The organism is Nitrospina gracilis 3/211 (assembly GCF_000341545.2).
GTDB classification, from domain to species: Bacteria; Nitrospinota; Nitrospinia; order Nitrospinales; family Nitrospinaceae; genus Nitrospina; species Nitrospina gracilis.
On sequence record NZ_HG422173.1, the window covers coordinates 2,697,117 to 2,720,151 of the forward strand.

Consider the following 23,035-nt stretch of genomic DNA (forward strand, 5'->3'; position numbering starts at 1 on the left):
CTTGGAACCAACCGGCTGACCGCCAATTCCTTGCTGGAATTTCATGAACTCAAAGGCTTTCAAACTGGGAGTGCTCGCCTCCGGGCGCGGCACCAACCTGCAGGCCATCATCGACCACATCGAAAACGGACGGCTGACCGCCGAAATCGCCGTCATCCTGAGCGACCGAAAAAACGCGCAGGCATTGGAGCGAGGGCGAAAGCACGGCATCGAAGCACAGTTTGTCGACCCCAAAGCCTTTGCCGACAAGCGGGCGTACAATGCGGAACTGGTAAGAATCCTTCAAGCCAAGACGGTCGATCTCGTCTGCCTCGCCGGGTACATGCGCATCGTGCGGGAGCCGTTTTTCGAATCGTTTCCGAACCGCATCATCAACATCCATCCTTCCCTTCTTCCGGCGTTTCCGGGTCTCGACGTGCAGCAGAAGGCCATCGATTATGGCGTCCGGTTTTCCGGATGCACGGTGCACTACGTGAATGAGGAAGTCGATGGCGGGCCCATCATCATGCAGGCGGTGGTGCCGGTGGAAGACGGCGACACGGCGGAAACCCTGTCGGCGCGCATCCTGGAGAAGGAACACGAGATATACCCAAGAGCCATCCAACAGATCGTGGACAACCGACTGCGCATCGAAAACCGCCGGGTGGTCCACGCAAAGAGTCCCGAAAGGCAACCATGAAACGCATCGTTCAAATCACCGCAGGCATCGCCCTGCTGTTCTTTTTCGCCGCCCCTGTGCTTGCGGAATCGAAACAGGACATCATCGCCGCCATCCAGAAGAAGTACGACGCGACGCAGTCCTTCAAGGCGCGATTCGTGCAGAAGTCCTACCTGAAGGTGATGGACCAGACTCAGGAGGCAAAAGGCGAGGTGTTCATCAAAAAGCCCGGCCGGATGAAATGGACCTACAACGCGCCGGATCCGCAGGTGCTCATCAGCAACAACAAACTGCTGTGGCTGTACCTGCCTGAAGAGTCGCAGGTGACACGCATGAAGGTGGACAGCATCTATTCCTCGAACACCCCCGCCCTCTTCCTGTCCGGAGAAGGCAAGCTCACCGAATCGTTCAATGTGGGCAAAATTCAACGTGAGGACGGCAACCTGGTGGTGGAATTGATTCCCAAAACCGAAGAACAGGGCCTGGACCGTCTGGTGCTTTTGGCCGACCGGAATAATTTCCAAATCATCGGGTCCAGTGTGTATGATAAATTAGGGAACCGGACACAGATGATGTTTGAAGATATCGAAAACAACCCCGGCATTTCCGATTCCCAGTTTCAGTTCCAGGTGCCTCCGGGCGTGGAATTGATCGACCTTGCCGCTCAACCCTGAAACGCCTGACATGTTTGACGTCGCCGCAATCTCCCTGGATTCCATCGCCGCCTTTGGCATCGACATGTTCGTGTTCCTGCTGGGCCTGGCCGCCCTGATATTCGTTCACGAACTCGGTCATTTCCTGATCGCGCGCAAGTGCGGAGTGATTGTTGAAAAATTCTCGCTCGGCTTCGGGCCGAAAATCGTCGGTTTCAAACAGGGCGGCACGGAATACCTCATCGCCGCCATCCCGCTGGGCGGCTACGTAAAGATGAAGGGCGAAGACCCCGGCGAAGAACTGGGGGACACCACGGGTTCGTTTTCCCACGCCAACGTGTACCACCGCATCGCCATTGCCTTCGGCGGCCCCCTGTTCAACATCCTGTTTGCCATCCTGATTTACGTCATCGTGTTCATGAACGGCGTGCCCACGCTGGGCACCACCGTCGGCATGGTGCGGGACGACTCCCCGGCGTTGGCGGCAGGCATCGAGACCGGCGACCGCATCGTCGAGGTCAATGGACAGGAAATCCGGTTCTGGGACCAACTGCTGCAAATCGTGCACGACGCACCGGGGGAACCCATGCAGTTCGTGGTGGAAAAGGATGGCAAGTCTCTGGTTGAAAAAACCATCACTCCGGTTTCGGAAGAGATAGTCAATTTGTGGGGCGAGAAGGAAACCGTCGGCCTCATCGGTATCACGCCGCTGGTCAGGCGCATCGCCGACGTGGAGGAAGGATCGGCCGCGGACAAAGCAGGCATCCAGAAAGGCGACGTCCTGCTGGAGATCAATAACACGCCCATTCGGGGCTGGCAGGACCTCAAGACCGCCGCTATGGATCATCCGGGCAAGCAACTCGATGTCACCGTGCTCCGTGAAGACGGCATGACTTACGATCTCAAGCTGACGCCCAAGCCGGAGAAGATGAAAGACGAAACCGGCAAGGACATCACCATAGGTCAATTGGGTGTCGCCCTGCAGGGCGAGATGGAAGTCGAACAGTACGGCATCATCGGATCCATGTGGCGGTCGGTGGAAGAGACTTGGAAGCTCACCTACCTCATCGCCGTCAGCGTGAAGAAGATGATCTTTGGATCGGTGTCTGCTGAAAACATCGGCGGGCCCATCATGATATTCCAGTTTTACGGCCAGCAGGCAGAACAGGGATTCAACCAGATCATAAGGCTCACCGCGCTTCTCAGCATCAATCTCGGCCTGATCAACCTGTTCCCGATCCCCATTCTCGACGGCGGCCACATCATGTTTTTCCTGATCGAGATCCTCAAGGGCAAGCCGGTCAGCGAAAGAAGCCGCGAACGCGCGGCGCAGGTGGGCCTGTTCATGATCCTGTTCCTCATGATCTTCGCGTTCTACAACGACATCATGCGCATCATGAAATGATAGGGAGCCCGCTGCGCCCATGCCGCAAGACGGACCCGACACCCTCACGCGACAACGCCTGGACGATTTACACGCCGTTGCGCAGAAACTGAACATCGAAATCCAATGCACCCGGCTCGACGAGACCGAATATCCCGTCGCCAGCGGCCACTGCAAAGTCCACGGCCGGGACCTGATTGTGCTGGACAAAACGCTGAGTCCGGTTCAACATATTGAAATCATTCTGAACGTGTTGAAATCGTTCGATCTGGAAACCATTTACGTTCCGGGCTGGATCCGCGAAAAGCTGGGCGGCCCGGATCAGGAATTCCCATCGCCATGACCCTTTTGAACAAAACCCTGCCGGAAGAACGGCGAGGCAAACTGAAGCACATGCTCGCACAGGGCCAGCTGGTCCGCGCCATCGAAGCCCACAACGGACTGAGCGGCATCATCGCCGACAACGCCCGCATCGAAGGACAGGACGCCGACGGCAACCAGGTGGTTCGCGAATTTGATGCCATCTGGGAAAGCAGCCTCACCGATTCCGCCTCCAAGGGCCATCCGGATATCGAGGTCATCAGTTTCGACTCGCGCCTGCACACCATCCACGAAATCCTCGCCGTCACCAAAAAGCCGATGATCGTGGACGGCGACACCGGCGGCGATCCCAACATGTTCGAATACACCGTGTCGAAACTGGAACGCGCAGGGGTCTCCGCCGTCATCATTGAAGACAAGGTGTTCCCCAAGCGCAACAGCCTGGAGGCCGGCACCACACAGACCCTGCAGGAACCGCAGGCCTTCGCTTACAAGATCAAACGGGGCAAGGCCGTACAGATGACCGACGACTTCATGATCATCGCCCGGCTGGAAAGCCTGATCGCAGGACTGGGACTCGACGACGCCCTCGACCGCGCCCGCGCCTATCTGGAAGCCGGGGCCGACGGCATCATGATCCATTCCAAATCCAAGGACCCCTCGGAGATCCTCGAGTTTGCAAAACGCTACCAGAGTCTCCTCGCTGAATTGGAGATGGACAAGCCTTTGGTCTGCGTGCCGACCACGTACAACAACATCGTCGAGGAAGAACTCAAACAGTCGGGTTTCCACATCGTCATCTACGCCAACCACCTTTTGCGCACCGCGTACAAGTCGATGCTCGAAACCGCGCGCACCATTCTGCTCAACCAGCGTTCGTTCGAAGCCGATCCAATGTGCGCTCCCTTACGCGATATTTTCGATGCCGTGGGTTTTCTTGACGTGAAGGAAAAAGACCGGCTCGACGAATCCAACAAGAACACGCCGGTCATCATCCCGGCGGCGGGCCGTGCCCCGGACCTGGAGAAAGTCATCGGGAACGCACCGAAAGCGATGATCGATATCGCCGGAAAAACCCTGCTCGCACGCCAGATCAAATCGCTCAATATCAACCGCCTCACCGACATCACCGTGGTCACGGGTCACGGCAAGGACCAGATGCGGGCGGAGGGTGTGAGCTTCATCGAGGCTCCGGATTACGAAAAGAACACCGAGCTCGACAGCATCCTCGCCGCGGAAGACAAGATGTCCAACGGCTTCATCATGCTGTACTCCGACATCCTGGTCGAATATGGCGTGTTCGCCAACCTCCTGGCTTCGCGCGAAGACATCGTGCTTGTGGTGGACAATTCGATCCAGTACCTCGACTCGGTGGACGGCAAGGCCACGGATTACGTCATCAGCCGTAACAAGAGGAACCTCGGACGGCGCGCCATCAACTTCGACTACCAGAACACCATCGCCAAGATCGGCAAGAAGATCGATCCCGCGCTGGCCACGCACGAGTTCATCGGGCTGGCCAAGTTCACCAAAACCGGCGCCGAGCAGTTCCTCGAAACTTATCACGACGTGCGGCAGAACCTGCGGGGCCAGATCCAGGAAGCGGAAGACGTCTCCAAGTTCCGCCTCACCGACCTCGTGCAGGAGATGATCGACCGCGGCTTCAACGTGCATTACCTCGAAATCCACAAAGGCTGGCTGGAGATTCATTTCCCGCAGGATATCGAACTGGCCAACGAGTTGTTCGTTTCCACCACATCCGATGCGCCGCAGATTCCCACCCCTTGACTTATTCGGCAGGTTGCTTATCATCCCTCAACCGGTTTTGCCGGTCTGAAACGAACCCACGAGAACACGCATGCGCTATTCGCAGTTACTGATTCCCACTCTTAAAGAAGCGCCTTCCGATGCGGAAGTCATCAGCCACAAGCTGATGGTGCGCGCGGGGATGATCCGCCAGCTCGCCAGCGGCATCTATTCGATTTTGCCGCTCGGCCTGCGCGTGTTGAGGAAAGTTGAACAGATCATCCGCGAGGAGATGAACGCCATCGGCGGGCAGGAGGTGTTCCTGCCCAGCATCCAGCCGGCGGAGTTGTGGCAGGAAAGCGGGCGCTGGGATTTCTACGGCAAGGAACTGCTCCGCATCATCGACCGTCACGACCGCAAATTCTGTTACGGGCCCACGCACGAGGAAGTCATCACCGACATCGTCCGCCGCGAGGTGCGCTCCTACCGCCAGTTGCCGCTCGTGCTGTACCAGATTCAGACCAAGTTCCGCGACGAAGTGCGGCCGCGTTTCGGTGTCATGCGCGGACGCGAGTTCACCATGAAAGACGCGTACAGTTTTCACGCCAGCGAACAGGATGTGCAGAAAACCTATGAGGACATGAAGACCGCCTACAACAACGTGTTCAAACGGTGCGGACTCGATTTCAAAATGGTGGAAGCCGACAGCGGCACCATCGGCGGCAGCTTCTCGCACGAGTTCATGGTGCTGGCATCTTCCGGCGAAGACGCGGTGGTGTTCTGCGACGCCTGCGGCTACGCCTCGAATCTCGAAAAAGCCGGCGCCCGGCCGCCTGCAAACGGTACTGGATCCGATGGATCGGAACCGCTTGCGGAGGTCTCGACGCCCGGACAGAAAACCATCGAGGCGGTGACGACGTTCCTTAAAGTACCGCCGCAGAAACTGGTGAAGACGCTCATCCTTGAAAACGAAAAAGGTCTGGTAGCCGGGTTGGTACGCGGCGACCGGCAGTTGAATCCAGTCAAACTGAAAAACCTGATCGACTGCGAATGGCTGCACCCGGCGAGCGAGGAGTCGATCAAGGAACAAACCGGGCTGCCCGTCGGCTACGTCGGTCCCGTCAACCTGCCCCTGCCCGTATTCGCCGATCATGAAGTGGCGGCCATGCAGGATTTCGTCACAGGCGCGAACAAAACCGACGCACACTTCACCGGCGTGCAGTTTGGACGCGACCTTCAGGTCGAACAGGTCGGCGACCTGCGCACGGTGGAGGAAGGCGACCCCTGCCCGCACTGCGACGGCGGCACCTACCAGATCCGCCGCGGCATCGAGGTCGGACACATCTTCATCCTCGGCACCAAGTACAGTACAGCGATGAAAGCCGGGTTCCTCGACGAAAACGGCAAGGAAAAAACGCTGGTGATGGGGTGCTACGGCATCGGTGTCGGCCGCACCGCCGCCGCGGCCATCGAGCAGAACCACGACGACAAGGGCATCGTCTGGCCCGCACCGTTGGCCCCGTTCCAGGTGGTGATCCTGCCCACCAACTATTCCGACGAGAAGGTGAAAGACGCCGCCGACACCGCCTACCGCCGGCTCACCGAGCTGGGCGTGGAGGTGCTGCTGGACGACCGCTCCGACCGGCTGGGGGTCAAGTTCAAGGATGCCGAATTGATCGGGTTCCCCCTGCAGTTGGTCATCGGTCCCAAAAATCTGGAGCAGGGTGAAATCGAGGTTAAAACCCGGCGTACAGGAGAGTCCGCCAACCACCCCTTCCCCGCCATTCTGGAAAAAATCCCGGCGCAGCTTTCGGAACTCTGATTTTGCTCCCGGCCCTTCCGTTTCATGAAATTAGCTTGCAAGCTCCGCCGAATTTCGGTTAAAATTTACACAAATTGAGCGGTCTGCATTGATGGCGGGCTTCCAGCCCGCTTTTTTTGTATCGAATCATGCAAACCGTACGTCAAAATTCCCGAGCATATTGAACGGAATTTTGACAACCATGCAAACTGGCAACCGGCCACACCATGTCCAAAGGCTCAATACCACAAGCAGTTGAATCGCTGGTGGAGCCCGTTATTCTGGCCCAGGGTCTGGAGCTGGTGGATGTCGAATACAGACGCGAGGGTCGAAACTGGATCCTGCGTATTTACATCGACAAGCCCGGAGGTGTGGGTGTGGAGGACTGCAAGAAAGTCAGCCGCATGGTGGAAGATATGATTGAAGTGGACGATATTGTCCGCACGCATTACATCCTGGAAGTGTCGTCGCCGGGTCTGGACCGGCCGCTGAAAAAGGAAAAGGATTTTCGGCGCTATTTGGGCAAGAAGGTCCAGATCACCACCTATGCCCCGATCGGCGACCGCAGAAACTTCAAGGGTACTCTGAAAAACTTTGAGGACGGCGATGTGCACGTGGATGCGCAGGGGCAGACCTTTGCCATTCCGCTCAACAACATCGCCTCCGCCCGTTTGGAAATCGAATTCAAATTATGACCTCTGAAGTCATCCACATCATTGACCAGTTGTGCCGGGAAAAGGGTATCGACCGCGACGTGCTGATCGATGCTCTCAAGAGCGCGGTGGAAGCTGCCGTACGCAAAAAACTGCCGGACCTCGAAACCCTGCAAAGCCATTTCAACGAAGAAACCGGCGAGGTGGAAATCCTGACCGAGCGCACTGTCGTCTCCCGGGTCAGCGATCCGGAAACACAGATCACCAAAAAGCAGGCGCAGAAGCTGTATCCCGACGCGGAGAACGGGGACGTCGTGCTGGTGAAACGGGAACTGGAGGACTTGGGTCGCATCGCCGCGCAACTGGCAAAGCAGGTCATCCTGCAGAAGGTGCGGGAAGCGGAAATTGAAATCCTGTACAACGAATTCATCGACAAGAAAGACGACCTCATCAACGGCATCGTGCAACGCTTTGAGCACGGCGACATCATCGTGGATCTGGGCAAGGCGGAGGGCATTCTTCCACGACGGGAACAGGTGTTTCGCGAATCCTTCAACCGTGGTGACCGCGTGCGCGCCTATGTTCTTGACGTTCGCAAGACGGCGAAGAACACGCTGGTGATCCTTTCACGCACCCACGTCGGCCTCATCAAGCGCCTGTTCGAACTGGAGGTTCCGGAAATCAGCGAAGGCATGGTGGAGATCATGGGGATCGTGCGCGAGCCCAACGGCCGGACCAAAATCGCGGTGCGCACCAACGACCGCGACATCGACGCCGTCGGCGCCTGCGTCGGCATGCGTGGCCTGCGCGTTCAGTCCATCGTGCAGGAATTACGCGGCGAGAAAATCGACATCGTCGAGTTCTCGGAAGACCCGGAAATCTTCATCCGTAACGCTCTCAGTCCGGCGAAGATTTCGCGCATCCTGATGAACAAGGACGAAAAGCAGATGACCATCATTGTCGCCGACGACCAGATGTCGCTGGCCATCGGTAAAAAGGGGCAGAACGTGCGCCTCGCCGCCAAGCTGGTCAAATGGAAGATCGATATCAAAGGGGAATCGGAGGCCGGCGGTCTGCTGGAAGCACCCAGCCTGTTTCAGACTTCAACATCCTCCAAGGAGGACTTTTTCGAGATTCTCAAAAACACCAAGGGGTTTGGGGAGAAAATCGTCTCCATCCTCTTCAACGACAACATCGTCTCCTTCGACGAAGTGGTGAAGCGCGGCACCGCCGGCATGCAGGAGCTGCCCGGTATCGGACCGAAAAAGGCGGAATCGCTGGTCGAGTTTGCGGAAGAACAGATTGCAAAACGTCCGAAAGCAACCGAGCCCGCACCGTCGGCTCCACCGGCCGTGGTGAACAAGGCGGAGGAAGACGACAATCTCGTTTACACCTCCCCCAGTCTCAAGAAGCCCTCTTTGGAATCCGGGTTTCTGGATTCCCTGGCGGAAGCCGCTGAGACCCTTGAAGAAAAGGACGAAACCGCCACAGTCTCCGCGCCGGAAGAAACCGCCGCCGAAGAAGCGGTACCGGTGCCGGCAGAGGAAGAGACTGTTTCCGCAAATAATAATGAGGAAGAAGAGGAAGAACAGGAACTCGGGCTTGAAGCGCTGGCGGGCGTTCCCCCCTCCATCATCGACGCTCTGGCCGACAACGGGTTCCAGACCGTTGCCGAGTTGTCCGTCACCTCAGTGGAAGAACTCACGGTAATCGAAGGTATTGACGAAGATACGGCTCAGGCCATCATCACCCAGGCCAAACTGCTCATGGAGAAGTACGAAAACGTTTGAGGGGATGATTATGAGGACCTAAAATAACATCCACAGTTCAGGAGGTTGCCTTTGGCTAAAATCAGGATTAACAAATTGGCGTTGGAACTCAACGTCCAGAATGACCAGATCATCGACGAGCTCAAGAATCAAGACTGCCCGGTCAAAAACCACATGAGCTCCATTGATGAGGACATGGCCAATTACATACGGGATTTTTTTACCGAAAAACCGGTAGACGGTGCCGGCAAAAAGAAAAATTCCACCAGCAAAACCAAGGCGACCTCAAAAGCCACAGTCAAATCCGCGACCAAGAAAAAAGCGGCGACCAAAACCTCTGCCAAGGCTGCTACCAAAACCATAGAGAAAAAAGAAGAGGACGCGAAAAAACCTGCCAAGGCCAAAACCTCCAAAAAAACCGAAGCGAAAGAAACCGCCAAACCCAAAGCCGCGACCAAACCTGCGGCCAAAAAAGAAGAAGCTCCAGGCAAGGAAGCAACCCAAAAGAAAGCGCCGGCGGAGAAATCATCGCCCTCCAAACCGAAAAAGAAAGACGCCGCCGGCGGCCGTGCCGCCAAGCCGGTGGACCAGGAAGAGTTGGACGAGGACGGGAACAAGACCGGACGCAAGCTGGGTCTTAAAATCGTCAAAAAAGAGGGCCAGGACAAGGAGAGCACGCCCAAGCCTCCCCGTGCCAAAGGAAAACCGCAACCGTCGCAGAAAAAAGTCGAACGCGGCGGAGACAGGAACATACCGAGGCGTCCGGTGGCAACGCAACCGGCCCCTGCACCCACTGCCGTTGTGGAGGAAGAAGGATTTGAAGTGGTCCGCCTCATGGACACCACCGCTTTGCGCGACCTGTCCGACAAACTCAAGTGCACGCCCAACGACCTCATCAAGGACCTGATGGGTATGGGGGTCATGGCCACGATCAATCAGAGCCTGGATTTTGATATTGCCTTCAAGCTGGCAGACCAGCGCGGGTTCGAGGTGGAACGCGTCACGCCTGAATCCGAAGTGGGCTTTGAGGATGAGGACGAACCGGATAATGAGAAGGACCGTGTTCCGCGTCCGCCCATCGTCACCATCATGGGCCATGTCGACCACGGCAAAACCTCCCTGCTGGACGCCATCCGCAAAACCAACGTAACCGAGTCGGAAAAAGGCGGCATCACCCAGCACATCGGCGCGTACCAGGCGAAGGTCAACGGGAAACCCATCACCTTTCTGGACACGCCCGGCCATGAAGCCTTCACCGCCATGCGTGCGCGCGGCGCCCAGATCACGGACATCGTGGTGCTCGTGGTCGCCGCCGACGATGGCCTGAAACCGCAGACCAAGGAGGCCATCCACCACGCCACCGCCGCCGGCACGCCGCTGGTCGTGGCCATCAACAAGATTGACAAACCCGATGCCAAGCCTGACGAGGTGAAGAAACAATTGGCTGACCAGGGACTCATTCCGGAAGAATGGGGCGGGCAAACCATCATCGCCGAAGTCTCGGCGAAAATGGGAACCGGACTTGAAAACCTGCTCGAAATGCTGCTTCTGCAGGCGGAAATCATGGAACTGAAGGCCAATCCCAAGGTCCGGGCGCGCGGCACCGTCATCGAATCGCATCTGGACAAGGGACGCGGCCCCGTCGCCACCATCATCGTTGAAAAAGGCAGTCTCAAAGTGGGCGACCCCTTCATCGTCGGAAACTACTTCGGTAAGGTTCGCGCCCTGAACAATGACCTCGGTAAAACCATCAATGAAGCCACGCTCGCCATGCCGGTGGAGGTGGTCGGTATTCCGGAAGTTCCGGATGCGGGCGACAAGTTCATGGTGGTCAAGGATGAAAAGCGGGCGCGCCAGTTGAGTCAGCTCAAACTCCAGCGCCAGCGGGAAACCGTGCTGTCGGCAAAACCGCGTATCAGCATGGAAGACCTGCACCAGCAGATTCTGGAAGGCAAAATCCAGGAACTGAACCTGATCATCAAGGCCGACGTCCAGGGCTCCATCCAGGCGGTCCAGGAAGCAGTAACGCGGGTCGGCACCGACAAGGTGCGGATCAAGGTCATTCACGACGCGGTGGGCGGTATCACCGAATCCGACGTCCTGCTGGCAAGCGCCTCGAACGCCATCGTCATCGGCTTCAATGTGCGGCCCACGGAACAGGCGGCGGCCATGGCCCAGCAGGAAAACGTGGATGTACGTATGTATGGCATCATTTACGACGCCATTGAAGACATCAAAAAAGCGATGGAGGGTCTTCTGGAACCCACCTTCCGGGAAAAGGTCACGGGACGTGCTGAGATCCGTGAGGTGTTCACTATCCCGAAGGTCGGTGTGGTGGCGGGCTGTCACGTGCTTTCCGGAACGCTGGAGAGGAACCGCCGCGCCCGGCTGCTGCGGGACAACGTGGTGGTGTACGAGGGCAAAATCCAGACGCTCCGCCGGTTCAAGGAAGACGTGAAGGAAGTCGCTTCCGGATACGAATGCGGCCTGTCACTGGAAAAATTTCAGGATGTGAAGCAGGGCGATATCATCGAGCCGTTCGTGCTGGAAGAAGTCGCCCCGTAATACGAGTTCGAAACAGCGCCCGTTCTTTCAAGGATCCGCCATGAAAGTGGGATGTTGCGCCATCAAATTGTTCCTGCACGGCAACGAATCGCTGAAAGGAAAGCGCAAGATCATCCGGGCCATCAAAGACCGGGTGAAAAACAAATTCAATATCAGCATCTCCGAGGTGGGCGACCAGGATGTGCACCAGAGCATCCACCTCGGCATTGCGGCGGTCAGTGGTGACGGTCCCTACGTGGAGGGCCTCATGCAACAGGTTGTCAACTTCATCGACCAGATGCACCTGGCCGAAATGACCGATTACCAGATAGAAGTCCTGAACCTCGGCAAAGGCTGATCCAGGAAGCCGGGAAACCATCATGTTTCGCTACAAACGATCCGAACGGGTCCAGGAACTGCTCCTGGAAGAGTTGTCCAAAATGGTCCAGCACGAGCTGAAGGACCCGCGTATCGGCTTCGTAACGCTGACCCGGATCGACCTGACGGACAACCTGAAACATGCCAGGGTGTTCGTCAGCATCATGGGGACCGATCAGGTGCGGGAGGAAAGCCTGAAAGGGCTGAACAGCGCGAAGGGGTTTTTACGCAGCCAGCTGGGCAAGCGATTGTACCTGAAAGCGATTCCCGAACTGGATTTCAAACTGGATGCCTCCGGAGACCAGGTGGACCGCATCACCCAGCTGCTGAGGCAAATCCACAAAGACGACGATGAATAAAATCATCAACCTGTACAAGCCCGCCGGGCCCACCTCGTTCGACATGGTGCGGTCGGTCCGGCGTCTGCTGAAAGTCAAAAAAGCCGGACACATCGGCACCTTGGACCCCTTGGCCGAGGGCGTCCTGCCCATCTGCCTCGGCCAATCCACCAGGGTCATCCAGTTCCTGACTCCGCTGACCAAAGTGTACCGGGCGACGATGACCCTGGGTGTCAGCACCGACACACAGGACCGGCAGGGCAAGGTCCTGGAGCGTCGCGACCCCGCCGGGGTGACGAAAGAAGATGTGGAAAGCCTCCTGGCCCGCTTGGTGGGACCGCAGAAACAGGTACCGCCGATGTATTCGGCCAAAAAAAAGAATGGGATTCCCCTTTACAAATTGGCCAGAAATGGTATTACTATCGACAGAAAACCGGTGGATATCCGGATCCATGCCACCGAGTTTATCGAGAAGATCGACGAGAAGGTCCACTTTCGCGTGCATTGTTCCGCGGGGACCTATGTCCGCACCTTGTGTCATGATATCGGCGAAACGCTGGGGTGCGGCGCCCACATGTCGCACCTGATTCGGGAGAAGGTGGGCGAATTCGATTTGGAGTCTTCCCTGTCTTTGGAAGAACTGGAACTCGCCAAGGAACAAGGCAATCTTTCCACCAAACTCCTGCAAGCGGAACAGGCTCTGGATTTCCTTCCCGAAATTCAGGTCCATCCGGATCGAGTCCAATCCATTGCCCACGGCCGCGCCCTTACCAAGGCCTGGGTTCAGCATTCTCCCAACCGGTTTGGACCGGGAATGAATTTCCGTGTGACGAACGAAGACAACCGCCTCGTGGCCATCGTCGAGCCACTGGTGGATCAGGACCGGTTTATCAACCTGGAACCGGACGAAATTGCTTTTAAGCTCAAACGCGTTTTGATTTGAGTTTTTGATAGACCTGCCGGAGTGGCTGGAATGTTTTCGCAGGGGAAATTCCCCGGACGTTGCAAACGGGCCGTGGTGTGAATTTTCTCTACGAAAACATTCGGCACACCTCCGGCAGAACGCAGAACCAATTTAGGAGGTGTCAGCAATGGCATTAACGAAGGATAAGAAACAAACCATCATTGAGAAGTACAAGGTAACCGAGCAGGACACCGGGTCTTCCGAGGTGCAGATCGCACTTTTGACCGAGCGCCTGAACTACCTGAACGACCACTTCAAAACCCACGGCAAGGACCATCATTCCCGCCGGGGTTTGATTCGTATCGTCAACAGGCGGCGCAAGCTTTTGGACTATTTGAAACGGGAAGACCTGGAACGATACCAGAAGATCATTCAGGATCTGGGTATCCGACGCTAATTTTACTGGAGACAAGTGAATGCAAAAGAAGGTAGAGACCGTATTGGACGGCAAAACCCTGTCGCTGGAAGCCGGATGGCTGGCCAAGCAGGCCAACGGCTCCGTCGTTGTGAGACAAGGCGACACCATGGTGCTGGTCACCGCCACGATGGCCGCCAGCGCCCGCGAGGGTATCGATTTTTTTCCACTGACTGTTGATTTTCGCGAACGCACCTACGCCGCGGGACGCTTTCCCGGCGGGTTTCTGAAACGGGAGGCACGGCCTTCCGACCCGGAAACGCTGGTCTGCCGGTTGATCGACCGGCCGATCCGCCCCATGTTTGAGGACAATTTCAAAAACGAAACGCAGGTCGTCTGTTTCGTCATTTCCCACGATCAGGAAAACCCGGCAGACGTCGCCGCCATCACCGGCGCCTCCGCCGCCCTGCTCATCTCCGACATCCCTTTCCACACTCCCGTTGCCGGCGCCCGCGTCGCACGCGACAAGGAAGGCAAGTTCCTCATCAATCCGACTCTCGAACAGATGGCGGAAAGCGACCTCAACCTCGTTATGGCCGGCACTGCCGACGCCATCACCATGGTCGAGGCGGGAGCACAGGAGTTGGACGAGGCGACCATGATCGAGGCTCTGGCTTTCGGCCACGAGCACATCAAGGAAATCGTGAAAATCCAGGTCGAGCTGCGCGAGATGCTGGGTAAAGAAAAGGCGCAGGTCGAAGCTCCGGAGGTCAACGCCGAGCTTCAGGACAAGATCGTCGCGTTCCTCACTCCCGGCATGGAAAAAGCCATGCAGATTCCCGGCAAGCAGGACCGTCAGGATGCCATCGATCAGTTGAAGGAGTCGATGAAGGAACAGTTCAACCCGGAAGCCGACGCTGATCTGGAAGGCGAAATCAAGGGCTACTTTAAGAAAGTGGAAAAGGAAGTCATGCGCCGCCTGACTCTGGAAACGCAGACCCGGGTGGACGGACGCAAACCGGACGAAATCCGGCCGATCACCTGCCAGACCGGGTACGTTCCCCGGGCGCACGGTTCGGCCATCTTCACCCGTGGAGAAACGCAAGCACTGGTCACCACCACGCTCGGCACTTCGTCTGACGAACAGCGCATGGACACGCTGGATTTCCGTGGAAGCAAAAACTTTCTGCTCCATTACAATTTCCCCGCGTTCTGCACCGGCGAGGTGAAATTCATCTCCGGCCCCGGCCGCCGCGAAATCGGCCACGGAATGCTGGCCGAACGCGGCCTCGCGCCGATGCTCCCCAGCCGCGATGATTTCCCTTACACCATCCGCATCGTCTCCGACATTCTGGAATCCAACGGATCGTCTTCGATGGCTTCGGTGTGCGGCGGCAGCCTGTCCCTGATGGACGCGGGTGTGCCGGTAAAGAAACCCGTAGCGGGCATCGCCATGGGCCTCATCAAGGAGCAGGACCGCATCGCCATTCTGTCGGACATCACCGGCACCGAGGATCACCTGGGCGACATGGACTTCAAGGTCGTCGGCACCGATGCCGGCATCACCGCCCTGCAGATGGACATCAAGATCGACGGGTTGACCAAGGAGCTGATGGCGCAGGCGCTGGAACAGGCCCGTGCCGGGCGCCTGTTCATTCTGGGCGAAATGGCCAAGGCGCTGGAAACACCGCGCCCCCAGATGTCCAAATACGCGCCGCGCATCACCACCATAACGGTTCCGGTGGACAAGATCCGCGACGTCATCGGCCCGGGCGGCAAGGTGATCCGCGATATCATCGACAAAACCGGTGTCCAGATCGACATCAACGACAGCGGTCTGGTGACCATCGCCTCGGCGGACGAAGCGGCCGCGGAAAAGGCGATCGGCATCATCCAGAACCTCGTGCAGGACGTCGAGGTGGGCAAGATTTACATGGGCAAGGTTAAGAAGATCATGGACTTCGGCGCCTTCGTTGAAATCTTCCCCGGCACCGACGGGCTGGTCCACATCTCGCAGATCTGCGACCGGCGCATCAAGCGCGTCAGCGATGAAATCTCCGAGGGAGACGAAATCGTGGTCAAGGTGATCGACGTGGACCGCAACGGTAAAGTCAAGCTGAGCCGCAAGGAGGCCATGCGCGACGAAGCCGAGGCCGCTCTGCGCTAAAGTCGAACGCAAAAACAAAACGGGTTCAGGGATTGTCCCTGAACCCGTTTTTTTTGTTCCCCGTTTGAAAACTCAAAACTCCAGCTTCCATTCCTTGATGCGGTCCAGTGCATCGTGCCGCGTCAAATCGAAATGGATGGGCGTGACGCTGATGTAGTTCTCCCGCACCATCTCGCAGTCCGTGCCCGGCTCCACTTCCATGAAGGTCATCTCCCCGGCCAGCCAGTAATAGATGTTGTTCCTCGGGTCCACGCGCTTGTCGAATTTCTCGATGACGCGCGACTTGCCCTGGCGCGTCACCGCCACGCCTTTGATCTCGTCACGCGGCACGGCGGGGATGTTGACATTGAGGGACACCCCTTCCGGCAGCCCGTGCTCCAGCACCAGCGGGTAAAGGTTGCGGATGAACTCCGTCGCCACGCTGAAATCGCGGCTTTCCCACGAATCCAGAGACACCGCGATGGCGGGCAGTCCCATGGTCGCCGCCTCCGTCGCCGCGGACACGGTTCCGGAGTAAATGATGCTGGTCCCCATGTTGCCGCCGTGGTTGACCCCGGAGATGACCATCTCCGGGGGCTCGTCCAGCAGTTCCGTCACCGCGATCTTCACGCAGTCCGCCGGCGTGCCGCTGACGGCATACCCTATGAGCCCGTGTTCCTGGGTTTTCACGGGAAGCGCTTTCAGCGGATTGGCCAGGGTGATGGCGTGGCCGACGGCGCTCTGCTCGCTTTCCGGAGCGACGATGATCACGTCCTCCAGCGGCTTGAGCGCCTGCCACACGGACTGGATGCCGGCGGCGTAAAACCCGTCATCATTTGTAAGGACAATCATAGGCAAAAAAACAGGCGGAGCCCGCAGGTTCCGCCTGTCTGTTTTTTTTAAACGTTCAGAAAGAAAGTTCCAGGTGAATCAACCGTGTTTCTGGAAATACTCCTGCGACTCTTTCGGGCCGGGCTTCATGCCGTCCTTACCCTGGGTCCAGTTGGCCGGGCACACTTCGCCGTTCTTTTCATGGAACTGCAACGCGTCGAGCATGCGGATGGCTTCGTCGATGTTGCGGCCGAGCGGCAAGTTGTTGATGAGTTGATGCTGAACCACGCCATCCTTGTCGATCAGAAACAGGCCCCGAAAGGCAATGCCGCCGTCAGCAAGCACGTCGTAAGAGGCACTGATGTTTTTATCCAGATCCGCCACGAGCGGGTAATCGATATTGCCAAGACCACCTTTTTTGCGGTCGGTGTTGCGCCACGCCAAGTGGGAAAAATGGCTGTCGATGGAAACGCCCAGCACTTCCGTGTTGCGTTTTTTGAATTCGTCGATCTTGTCGCTGAAAGCAATGATTTCCGTCGGGCAAACGAAAGTGAAGTCGAGCGGATAGAAAAAGAGGATCACGTATTTACCACGGTAGTCCGAAAGTTTGATCTCTTTGAAGCTCCCATCCGGCATGACGGCCTGAGCGGTAAAATCGGGGGCTTGCTTTGCAACTAATGTCGCCATGTTTAACTCCTCTTTCTATAAATGTTAAATTCAAAGGGTTTTAATGTAGCACAAATGATCCTGTGTCTTCAATTGAAGGCATTGGCAGATTGGGCTTTTCCAGGAACACAAACTTCGGTATTTCAGTGCCCTTGGGACCTCCTTGACAGGTATTCCGGCTCAACCTAAAATGAGAAAGCTCTTATAAATCTGGATTCTATCTGATTTTCCAAAATGGGTGTCGTCGGCTGGATTAGATGGCCCAACCCCACCAAAGTTTCAAAAATATGAAAGCCGCCCTGATCCAAAACAAATTGAAGCTGGCCATCTTCCTGACCTCCCTTGTCATGGTGGCGGAGGCGGTGGGCGGCATTCTTGCGCACAGCCTGTCCCTTCTTGGCGACGCGGCCCACATGCTTACCGACGTTTTTTCCCTCAGCCTCAGCTGGTTTGCCCTCAAAATCGCAGACAAACCGGTCACCGCCACCAAAACCTACGGTTACCACCGGATGGAAATCTTCGCCGCGCTCACCAATGGTATCTTATTGTTTATAATGGCTCTATGGATTCTCTGGGAGGCCATCGAACGGTTCCAGTCGCCCCTTCCGGTGCACACGCCTACGGTCATGGTGGTGGCCCTTTTGGGCCTCATCACCAACCTGGCCGTCATGTATTTTCTTAAAGATTCCGTCGGCCACGGCCACCACCACGACCTCAACCTGAAAGGCGCGTTTTATCACGTCATTGGCGACACCCTCGCCTCGGTGGCCGTGCTCCTCGGTGGTTTGGTGATGTGGTACACTCAATGGTACGTGCTGGACGTGGTCATCGCTGCTCTCATCTCCTTAATTCTGATGTGGGGCGCACGGTCGATCATCGCCGACTCCTTCCACATCCTGCTCGAAGGGGTACCGCGCGGCATCTCGCTGAAAGAGGTCGAACGGGAACTCACCGCCATCCCGGCGGTCGAGGACATTCACGAACTGCACGTGTGGTGCATCTGTTCAAATATTTACGCACTCAGCACGCACGCACTGGTGAATAACAGCAAGGTCTCCCAGGTGGAAGACACTTTGAAGGAAATAAAAGCGTTGTTGAAGGACCGCTTCAACATCACCCATTCGACCATCCAGTTCGAGTTCAGCCCGTGCAGTGTGTCGGACGCGCTGTGTGACATGAAACACTGATCGGCCTGATATGAAACTCATTTTCCTTGGAACGGGCACCTCCACCGGCGTGCCCACCGTCTGCTGCCCCTGCGACGTCTGCCGCTCCGACGACCCGCGCAACAAACGCCTCCGCGCCTCGGTCATGGTGCAGAACAACGGTTTCAACCTGTTGATCGACACCTCTACGGATCTGCGCCAGCAATGCCTCAACCACAGTATCGACCGCATCCACGCCGTGCTCTACACGCACCACCACGCCGATCACGTACACGGCATCGACGAACTGCGCGTGTTCAACTTTTTTCACAAAACCGTCATCCCCTGTTACGGCAATGCCATGACGCTGGAAGCCATTCAGCGCAACTTCAATTACATCTTCAACGGCCACAAGCCAATGGGCGGCGGCATCCCTCAACTCGACCCGATCGTCATCGAATCCAGCCCGTTCGAGCTGGGCGGTCTCAACGTCCTGCCGGTGGACATCACTCACGGCAACATGACCATATTGGGTTACCGCATCAACGACCTCGCCTACGTCACCGATTGCTCCGGCATCCCGGAGGAAAGCGTGGAAAAACTGAAGGGGCTGGACGTGCTCGTTTTGAACGCACTCGGATTTGAGCCGCACCCGACGCACTTCTGCCTCGACGACGCGCTGAACGCCATCGACATGCTGAAACCGAAGCGCGCCATCCTGACGCACATCAATCACAAATTCGATCACGAATCGGTGAACAAGGAACTGCCGGAGAATGTGGAACTGGCTTACGACCGGATGGAAGTGGAGGCGTGATCAGTCCAGGTCGAAATCGCGGAGGGGTTTGGAACTGTCCTTATCCACGTGCTTCTGCGCTTCCTTAAACTTCTCGTCGAGAAGGCGGGAACGGTCCTTTTCGATTTCATTCTGCTTCTTGAACAGGCTTTCGGCTTCCTTGCGGTGACGGTCGAGGTCCTTCACCATGTCGGACAGGTTGCCGACCGGCTTTTTCTTCTCTTCCTTCCACACCACCTGCCCCGTTTTCTGGTCCACCTGCAATTTGGCTTCGCAGCAGGGGCAGAGGATTTCAAGTTTGTCGCTCATAAATCGCCTTCAAGATTCAGGTAAACAACTCCAATGTTTTAAATTATATCAGAGAGCCGGGGCCCTGAAAAGGGAGCCCCCGGCTAAATTCACGTTGGCAAGCAACGCCGCCTTGCCTACAATGAAGCGTTTGTTCAAGGAGACCTCTTTTCATGGCTGCAAATGGATATTTCATCACCGCCACCGACACCGGGATCGGCAAAACCGTGGTCACAGCGGCCCTTTTGACGCTGTTCCGCCAGCACGGACAAAACGCAGGATTCATCAAACCCATCGAGACAGGGGTGGACACGCATTGCAGTTCCGCCGCCAACTCCGACGCCAAATTCCTTCTGGAATGTTCGGGCCTCAACGAGCCGCTGGAAGCCATCTGTCCGCTGATCCTCAAAACCCCCGCCGCGCCGTACCAGGCGGCGGAAGTCGAGAACAGGGAAATCGTCCCCGCCGCCATCGAGGACGCCTGCCGCGAAATCGCGAAACGGTACCATCCGTTACTGGTCGAAGGCGCCGGCGGACTGCGCGTTCCCATCACACCGGACTATCACATGATCGATCTCATCGCCGCGCTCGGCTTTCCCGTCATCCTCGTCGCCGGATTTCAACTGGGCACCCTCAACCACACGTTGCTCAGCCTAGACGCTCTGCACGCCCGCAACATCCCGGTCAAAGGCGTGATCTTCAGCGACCGCAAGGAGGACGGGCTGACCGATGTCGAAGCCCTGCAACCCGCGCTCATCTCGCACCTGTCAAAGGTTCCGGTGCTCGGCCGCCTGCCCTTCATCGACGACCTGTCCACCGACAGCTTCACTCCGGAAGTGTGCGCCCATCTCGAACAGATGATCAACCTTCCCGCGCTCCTCGATGGTTGACAAGGATAGGACCGAAATCCCCGGCCTGAATGGCGCACGCGTGCTGGTTACGGGCGCTGGCGGATTCATCGGCTCGCACCTGGTCGATGCACTTCTTCAACAAAACATGACGGTGCACGCGCTGGTGCGGAATCCCAAACGCGCAAAGTGGCTGGATGCAACGAAAATCGATCTGCATACCGGAGACCTCCTGCAACCGGCCACCTACCGCGACCTGCTGAAACAGGTGGACGTCGTTCTCCACTGCGGCGGCACGGTGCGGGCTCGAAAACCGTCCGACTTCAACCGCAACAACGTCACCGCCTGCAACAGCCTGTACGAAGCCTGCCTCGAGCACGGCAGGCACCTGAAGTCCATTGTGCACCTGAGTAGCATCGCCGCCTCGGGTCCATCCCCCTTGGATGCTCCCATCGACGAAACGGCATCGTGCCGGCCGCACTCGGACTACGGTCATTCCAAGCTGGCGGGAGAGGTGATCGCCCTCACCTTCTCGCGCTTCCTGCCGATCACCATCCTGCGTCCTCCCGTCGTGTATGGCGAGCGCGACAGGAACCTCCTTGACTACATCAAGCTCATCAGCAAAGGATGGAACGTGCACATCGGGAGGAAACCGAAAATCCTGTCACTCATTTACATCGAAGATCTCACCCGCGCCATCCTGCACGCCGGGGCGCGTCCCCCGGAGAGCGACCGGGTGTTGTTCATTACGGACGGAGAGTGTTACTCATGGGACCGGGTGGCTGAGGCGGCGATGGAAATACTGAACGTACGCGCCCGTCGGATTGTCCTGTCGCAGACCGCACTCACGGCGCTGGCGTTTCTGTCGGAGACGTTTTCGAAATTCAGCAAGCACCCACCGCTTCTCGATCGCCAGCGCGTGCGCGACATCGACCAGGGTGCTTGGACGGCATCGCCCAAACGTTTTTTTGACACGTACGGATTCCGACCGCGTTATGATTTGAAGGAGGGACTGACCCGCACCATCGACTGGTACCGCGAACACCGCTGGCTGTAATCTTTTAATAGAGGAGACGCCATGCCATCCGATTCCACCACCCCCGAACTGCAACCCATCACCGAAATCGCCGCGAAGCTGGGTTTGACGGAAGCCGACCTCGTGCCCTACGGCCGCACCAAGGCCAAGGTGCGGCTGAACGTGCTGGAGAAACATCCGCCGAAAGGCAAACTGATCCTCGTCTCCGCCATCACACCCACCGCGGCAGGCGAAGGCAAGACCACGACCACCATCGGACTCGGCCAGGGTCTGGCGAAGCTGGGCCAGCGTGTGTGCCTCGCCCTGCGCGAACCGTCGCTGGGTCCGTGCCTCGGCATGAAAGGCGGCGCCACCGGCGGCGGCCAAAGCCAGGTGCACCCGGCGGACGAGATCAACCTCCACTTCACCGGCGACTTCCACGCCGTCACCGCCGCCAACAATCTGCTGTCGGCGCTCCTCGATAACCGCATTTACCACGAAGGCATGAGTCGCATCGATCCCCGGCGCATCCAGTGGCGGCGGGTGATGGACATGAACGACCGCGCCTTGCGCAACATCGTGCTGGGCCTGGGCGGTGTCCTGCAGGGCGTGCCGCGCGAAGGGGGATTCGACATCACCGCCGCCTCGGAGATCATGGCCATCCTGTGCCTCGCCGGAAACTTCGGCGATCTCAAAAAACGTCTGGCGCGCATTCTGGTCGCCTTCACCCACAACGACGAACCGGTGACCGCCGATTCGCTCAATGCCACTGGCGCGATGACAGCACTCCTCAAAGACGCGCTCATGCCCAACCTCGTGCAATCGACCGAGGGCGTGCCCGCGTTCATCCACGGCGGCCCGTTCGCCAACATCGCGCACGGATGCAACTCGGTGATCGCCACCAAGATGGCGATGGGCCTCGCCGATTGGGCGGTGACCGAAGCCGGATTCGGTTTCGACCTCGGCGCGGAAAAGTTCTTCGACATCAAGTGCGTGAGCGCCGGACTCGACACCGCCGCGGTGGTGCTGGTCGCCACCTGCCGTGCGCTCAAAATGCACGGCGGCGCGCAGAAGGGCGAGTTGACGTCACCCGACCCCGAACGACTAGCAAAAGGATTGGTCAACCTCGACCGCCACGTCGAGAACATCAAACGATTCCGCGAACCGCCCATCGTCTGCCTCAACCGCTTCGACACCGATACCGACGCCGAAATCCAGATCGTGCGCGAGCACTGCGAGAACAAACTGAAAGTCCCGTTCGCGGTGAGCGATCATTTCGCTAAAGGCGGCGACGGCGCGGTGGAGCTGGCGCGGACGGTGATGGAGCACGCAGAGAAAGTGCCCGATCCGTTCCACCCGCTCTACGACTGGGCGGAAGACATCCCAACGAAAATCTGGAAAGTGGCGAATGGCATGTACGGCGCGGAGAAGATCGAGTACAGCAAAAAAGCCGAGCGCGATCTCAAAAGCCTGGAGAAATGGGGTTACGACAACCTGCCGGTGTGCATCGCCAAAACGCAGTCGTCCTTGTCCGACGATCCCAAACTGTACGGACGGCCTTTGGGGTTCACCGTGACGGTTAGGGAGATATTACTGTCGGCGGGGGCGGGATTCGTCATCCCGGTGACGGGGGAGATCATGCGCATGCCCGGCCTTCCAAAAAATCCGCAGGCGGAGCACATCGACGTCGTCGATGGGCATATTGAAGGGATTAAATAAAGAGAGAGGCACCCCGT

General features: G+C 57.6%; 22 protein-coding genes. 19 read left to right on the plus strand and 3 right to left on the minus strand.

What is annotated here, in order from left to right; all coding sequences use genetic code 11:
* Positions 1-43 precede the first annotated feature (43 nt).
* The 14 genes from purN (at position 44) to pnp (ending at position 15,731) form a co-directional block, all read left to right on the plus strand.
* A complete protein-coding gene (gene purN, locus TX82_RS12890) occupies positions 44-679 on the plus strand; it encodes a phosphoribosylglycinamide formyltransferase (RefSeq protein ID WP_005011543.1) in 636 nt (211 codons plus the stop codon).
* Positions 676-1,332, plus strand: a complete 657-nt coding sequence (lolA, locus tag TX82_RS12895; RefSeq protein WP_005011551.1) for an outer membrane lipoprotein periplasmic chaperone LolA — start codon at positions 676-678, stop codon at positions 1,330-1,332. The genes purN and lolA overlap by 4 nt, the downstream gene beginning before the upstream one ends.
* 10 nt (positions 1,333-1,342) lie before the next feature.
* Complete coding sequence (gene rseP, locus TX82_RS12900) at positions 1,343-2,716, plus strand: RIP metalloprotease RseP (protein ID WP_005011552.1); 1,374 nt, start codon at positions 1,343-1,345, stop codon at positions 2,714-2,716.
* A 19-nt stretch (positions 2,717-2,735) separates the two neighbouring features.
* Positions 2,736-3,038: a hypothetical protein gene (locus tag TX82_RS12905; protein ID WP_005011553.1), complete on the plus strand. Its 303-nt coding sequence runs from the start codon at positions 2,736-2,738 to the stop codon at positions 3,036-3,038.
* A complete protein-coding gene (gene aepX, locus TX82_RS12910) occupies positions 3,035-4,804 on the plus strand; it encodes a phosphoenolpyruvate mutase (protein ID WP_005011554.1) in 1,770 nt (589 codons plus the stop codon). The genes TX82_RS12905 and aepX overlap by 4 nt, the downstream gene beginning before the upstream one ends.
* Positions 4,805-4,874: 70 nt before the next feature.
* Positions 4,875-6,584, plus strand: coding sequence for a proline--tRNA ligase (locus TX82_RS12915; protein WP_005011555.1), 1,710 nt, complete (start codon positions 4,875-4,877; stop codon positions 6,582-6,584).
* A gap of 206 nt (positions 6,585-6,790) precedes the next feature.
* Complete coding sequence (gene rimP, locus TX82_RS12920; protein WP_005011557.1) at positions 6,791-7,258, plus strand: ribosome maturation factor RimP; 468 nt, start codon at positions 6,791-6,793, stop codon at positions 7,256-7,258.
* A complete protein-coding gene (gene nusA / locus TX82_RS12925; RefSeq protein WP_005011558.1) occupies positions 7,255-9,006 on the plus strand; it encodes a transcription termination factor NusA in 1,752 nt (583 codons plus the stop codon). The genes rimP and nusA overlap by 4 nt, the downstream gene beginning before the upstream one ends.
* A gap of 51 nt (positions 9,007-9,057) precedes the next feature.
* Positions 9,058-11,550 carry a translation initiation factor IF-2 gene (gene infB / locus TX82_RS12930; RefSeq protein WP_005011566.1) on the plus strand — a complete coding sequence of 831 codons (2,493 nt, stop codon included), beginning with the start codon at positions 9,058-9,060 and terminating at the stop codon, positions 11,548-11,550.
* 40 nt (positions 11,551-11,590) lie between these two features.
* Positions 11,591-11,887: a DUF503 domain-containing protein gene (locus tag TX82_RS12935; protein ID WP_005011569.1), complete on the plus strand. Its 297-nt coding sequence runs from the start codon at positions 11,591-11,593 to the stop codon at positions 11,885-11,887.
* Positions 11,888-11,909: 22 nt separating this feature from the next.
* The gene (rbfA, locus tag TX82_RS12940; RefSeq protein WP_005011570.1) at positions 11,910-12,266 is read left to right on the plus strand and encodes a 30S ribosome-binding factor RbfA; all 357 of its coding nucleotides are present in this window, start codon (positions 11,910-11,912) and stop codon (positions 12,264-12,266) included.
* Entirely contained in the window at positions 12,259-13,188 is a 930-nt protein-coding gene (gene truB, locus TX82_RS12945; RefSeq protein ID WP_005011572.1) for a tRNA pseudouridine(55) synthase TruB, read from the plus strand. The genes rbfA and truB overlap by 8 nt, the downstream gene beginning before the upstream one ends.
* 148 nt (positions 13,189-13,336) lie before the next feature.
* Positions 13,337-13,606 carry a 30S ribosomal protein S15 gene (rpsO, locus tag TX82_RS12950; protein WP_005011575.1) on the plus strand — a complete coding sequence of 90 codons (270 nt, stop codon included), beginning with the start codon at positions 13,337-13,339 and terminating at the stop codon, positions 13,604-13,606.
* 19 nt (positions 13,607-13,625) lie between these two features.
* Complete coding sequence (pnp, locus tag TX82_RS12955) at positions 13,626-15,731, plus strand: polyribonucleotide nucleotidyltransferase (protein WP_005011585.1); 2,106 nt, start codon at positions 13,626-13,628, stop codon at positions 15,729-15,731.
* Between the two features lie 72 nt (positions 15,732-15,803).
* Here pnp and surE read toward each other — a convergent pair whose 3' ends face one another.
* A complete protein-coding gene (gene surE, locus TX82_RS12960; protein WP_005011588.1) occupies positions 15,804-16,562 on the minus strand; it encodes a 5'/3'-nucleotidase SurE in 759 nt (252 codons plus the stop codon).
* Between the two features lie 78 nt (positions 16,563-16,640).
* Positions 16,641-17,228 (minus strand): peroxiredoxin, encoded by a 588-nt coding sequence (locus tag TX82_RS12965; protein WP_005011590.1) that lies wholly within the window; start codon positions 17,226-17,228, stop codon positions 16,641-16,643.
* A 236-nt stretch (positions 17,229-17,464) separates the two neighbouring features.
* On the opposite strand from TX82_RS12965, the gene TX82_RS12970 reads away from it, so the two are divergent.
* Together TX82_RS12970 and TX82_RS12975 are read left to right on the plus strand one after the other, a co-directional pair.
* Complete coding sequence (locus TX82_RS12970) at positions 17,465-18,394, plus strand: cation diffusion facilitator family transporter (RefSeq protein WP_084604034.1); 930 nt, start codon at positions 17,465-17,467, stop codon at positions 18,392-18,394.
* Positions 18,395-18,404: 10 nt separating this feature from the next.
* The gene (locus TX82_RS12975) at positions 18,405-19,169 is read left to right on the plus strand and encodes an MBL fold metallo-hydrolase (RefSeq protein ID WP_005011595.1); all 765 of its coding nucleotides are present in this window, start codon (positions 18,405-18,407) and stop codon (positions 19,167-19,169) included.
* Here the strand turns inward: TX82_RS12975 and TX82_RS12980 are convergent, their stop codons facing one another.
* A complete protein-coding gene (locus TX82_RS12980; protein WP_005011599.1) occupies positions 19,170-19,457 on the minus strand; it encodes a hypothetical protein in 288 nt (95 codons plus the stop codon). It abuts the gene before it with no gap.
* 152 nt (positions 19,458-19,609) lie between these two features.
* Between TX82_RS12980 and bioD the strand changes: the two genes are divergently transcribed.
* Genes bioD through TX82_RS12995 form a run of 3 tightly spaced genes read left to right on the plus strand, consistent with a single transcriptional unit; the run spans position 19,610 to position 23,018 of the window.
* A complete protein-coding gene (gene bioD, locus TX82_RS12985) occupies positions 19,610-20,326 on the plus strand; it encodes a dethiobiotin synthase (RefSeq protein ID WP_005011601.1) in 717 nt (238 codons plus the stop codon).
* Positions 20,319-21,341: an NAD-dependent epimerase/dehydratase family protein gene (locus TX82_RS12990; RefSeq protein ID WP_005011602.1), complete on the plus strand. Its 1,023-nt coding sequence runs from the start codon at positions 20,319-20,321 to the stop codon at positions 21,339-21,341. The genes bioD and TX82_RS12990 overlap by 8 nt, the downstream gene beginning before the upstream one ends.
* Before the next feature lie 21 nt (positions 21,342-21,362).
* Entirely contained in the window at positions 21,363-23,018 is a 1,656-nt protein-coding gene (locus tag TX82_RS12995; RefSeq protein WP_005011603.1) for a formate--tetrahydrofolate ligase, read from the plus strand.
* Positions 23,019-23,035: the final 17 nt, after the last annotated feature.

Coding starts and splice junctions, on each gene's coding strand:
- TX82_RS12980 (WP_005011599.1), bottom strand. CDS start 19,457: ATGAGCGACAAACTTGAAATCCTCTGCCCCTGCTGCGAAGCCAAATTG.
- aepX (WP_005011554.1), top strand. CDS start 3,035: ATGACCCTTTTGAACAAAACCCTGCCGGAAGAACGGCGAGGCAAACTG.
- bioD (WP_005011601.1), top strand. CDS start 19,610: ATGGCTGCAAATGGATATTTCATCACCGCCACCGACACCGGGATCGGC.
- purN (WP_005011543.1), top strand. CDS start 44: ATGAACTCAAAGGCTTTCAAACTGGGAGTGCTCGCCTCCGGGCGCGGC.
- pnp (WP_005011585.1), top strand. CDS start 13,626: ATGCAAAAGAAGGTAGAGACCGTATTGGACGGCAAAACCCTGTCGCTG.
- TX82_RS12990 (WP_005011602.1), top strand. CDS start 20,319: ATGGTTGACAAGGATAGGACCGAAATCCCCGGCCTGAATGGCGCACGC.
- surE (WP_005011588.1), bottom strand. CDS start 16,562: ATGATTGTCCTTACAAATGATGACGGGTTTTACGCCGCCGGCATCCAG.
- TX82_RS12995 (WP_005011603.1), top strand. CDS start 21,363: ATGCCATCCGATTCCACCACCCCCGAACTGCAACCCATCACCGAAATC.
- rimP (WP_005011557.1), top strand. CDS start 6,791: ATGTCCAAAGGCTCAATACCACAAGCAGTTGAATCGCTGGTGGAGCCC.
- rbfA (WP_005011570.1), top strand. CDS start 11,910: ATGTTTCGCTACAAACGATCCGAACGGGTCCAGGAACTGCTCCTGGAA.
- lolA (WP_005011551.1), top strand. CDS start 676: ATGAAACGCATCGTTCAAATCACCGCAGGCATCGCCCTGCTGTTCTTT.
- TX82_RS12905 (WP_005011553.1), top strand. CDS start 2,736: ATGCCGCAAGACGGACCCGACACCCTCACGCGACAACGCCTGGACGAT.
- TX82_RS12970 (WP_084604034.1), top strand. CDS start 17,465: ATGGCCCAACCCCACCAAAGTTTCAAAAATATGAAAGCCGCCCTGATC.
- rseP (WP_005011552.1), top strand. CDS start 1,343: ATGTTTGACGTCGCCGCAATCTCCCTGGATTCCATCGCCGCCTTTGGC.
- TX82_RS12975 (WP_005011595.1), top strand. CDS start 18,405: ATGAAACTCATTTTCCTTGGAACGGGCACCTCCACCGGCGTGCCCACC.
- rpsO (WP_005011575.1), top strand. CDS start 13,337: ATGGCATTAACGAAGGATAAGAAACAAACCATCATTGAGAAGTACAAG.
- truB (WP_005011572.1), top strand. CDS start 12,259: ATGAATAAAATCATCAACCTGTACAAGCCCGCCGGGCCCACCTCGTTC.
- nusA (WP_005011558.1), top strand. CDS start 7,255: ATGACCTCTGAAGTCATCCACATCATTGACCAGTTGTGCCGGGAAAAG.
- TX82_RS12915 (WP_005011555.1), top strand. CDS start 4,875: ATGCGCTATTCGCAGTTACTGATTCCCACTCTTAAAGAAGCGCCTTCC.
- TX82_RS12935 (WP_005011569.1), top strand. CDS start 11,591: ATGAAAGTGGGATGTTGCGCCATCAAATTGTTCCTGCACGGCAACGAA.
- TX82_RS12965 (WP_005011590.1), bottom strand. CDS start 17,228: ATGGCGACATTAGTTGCAAAGCAAGCCCCCGATTTTACCGCTCAGGCC.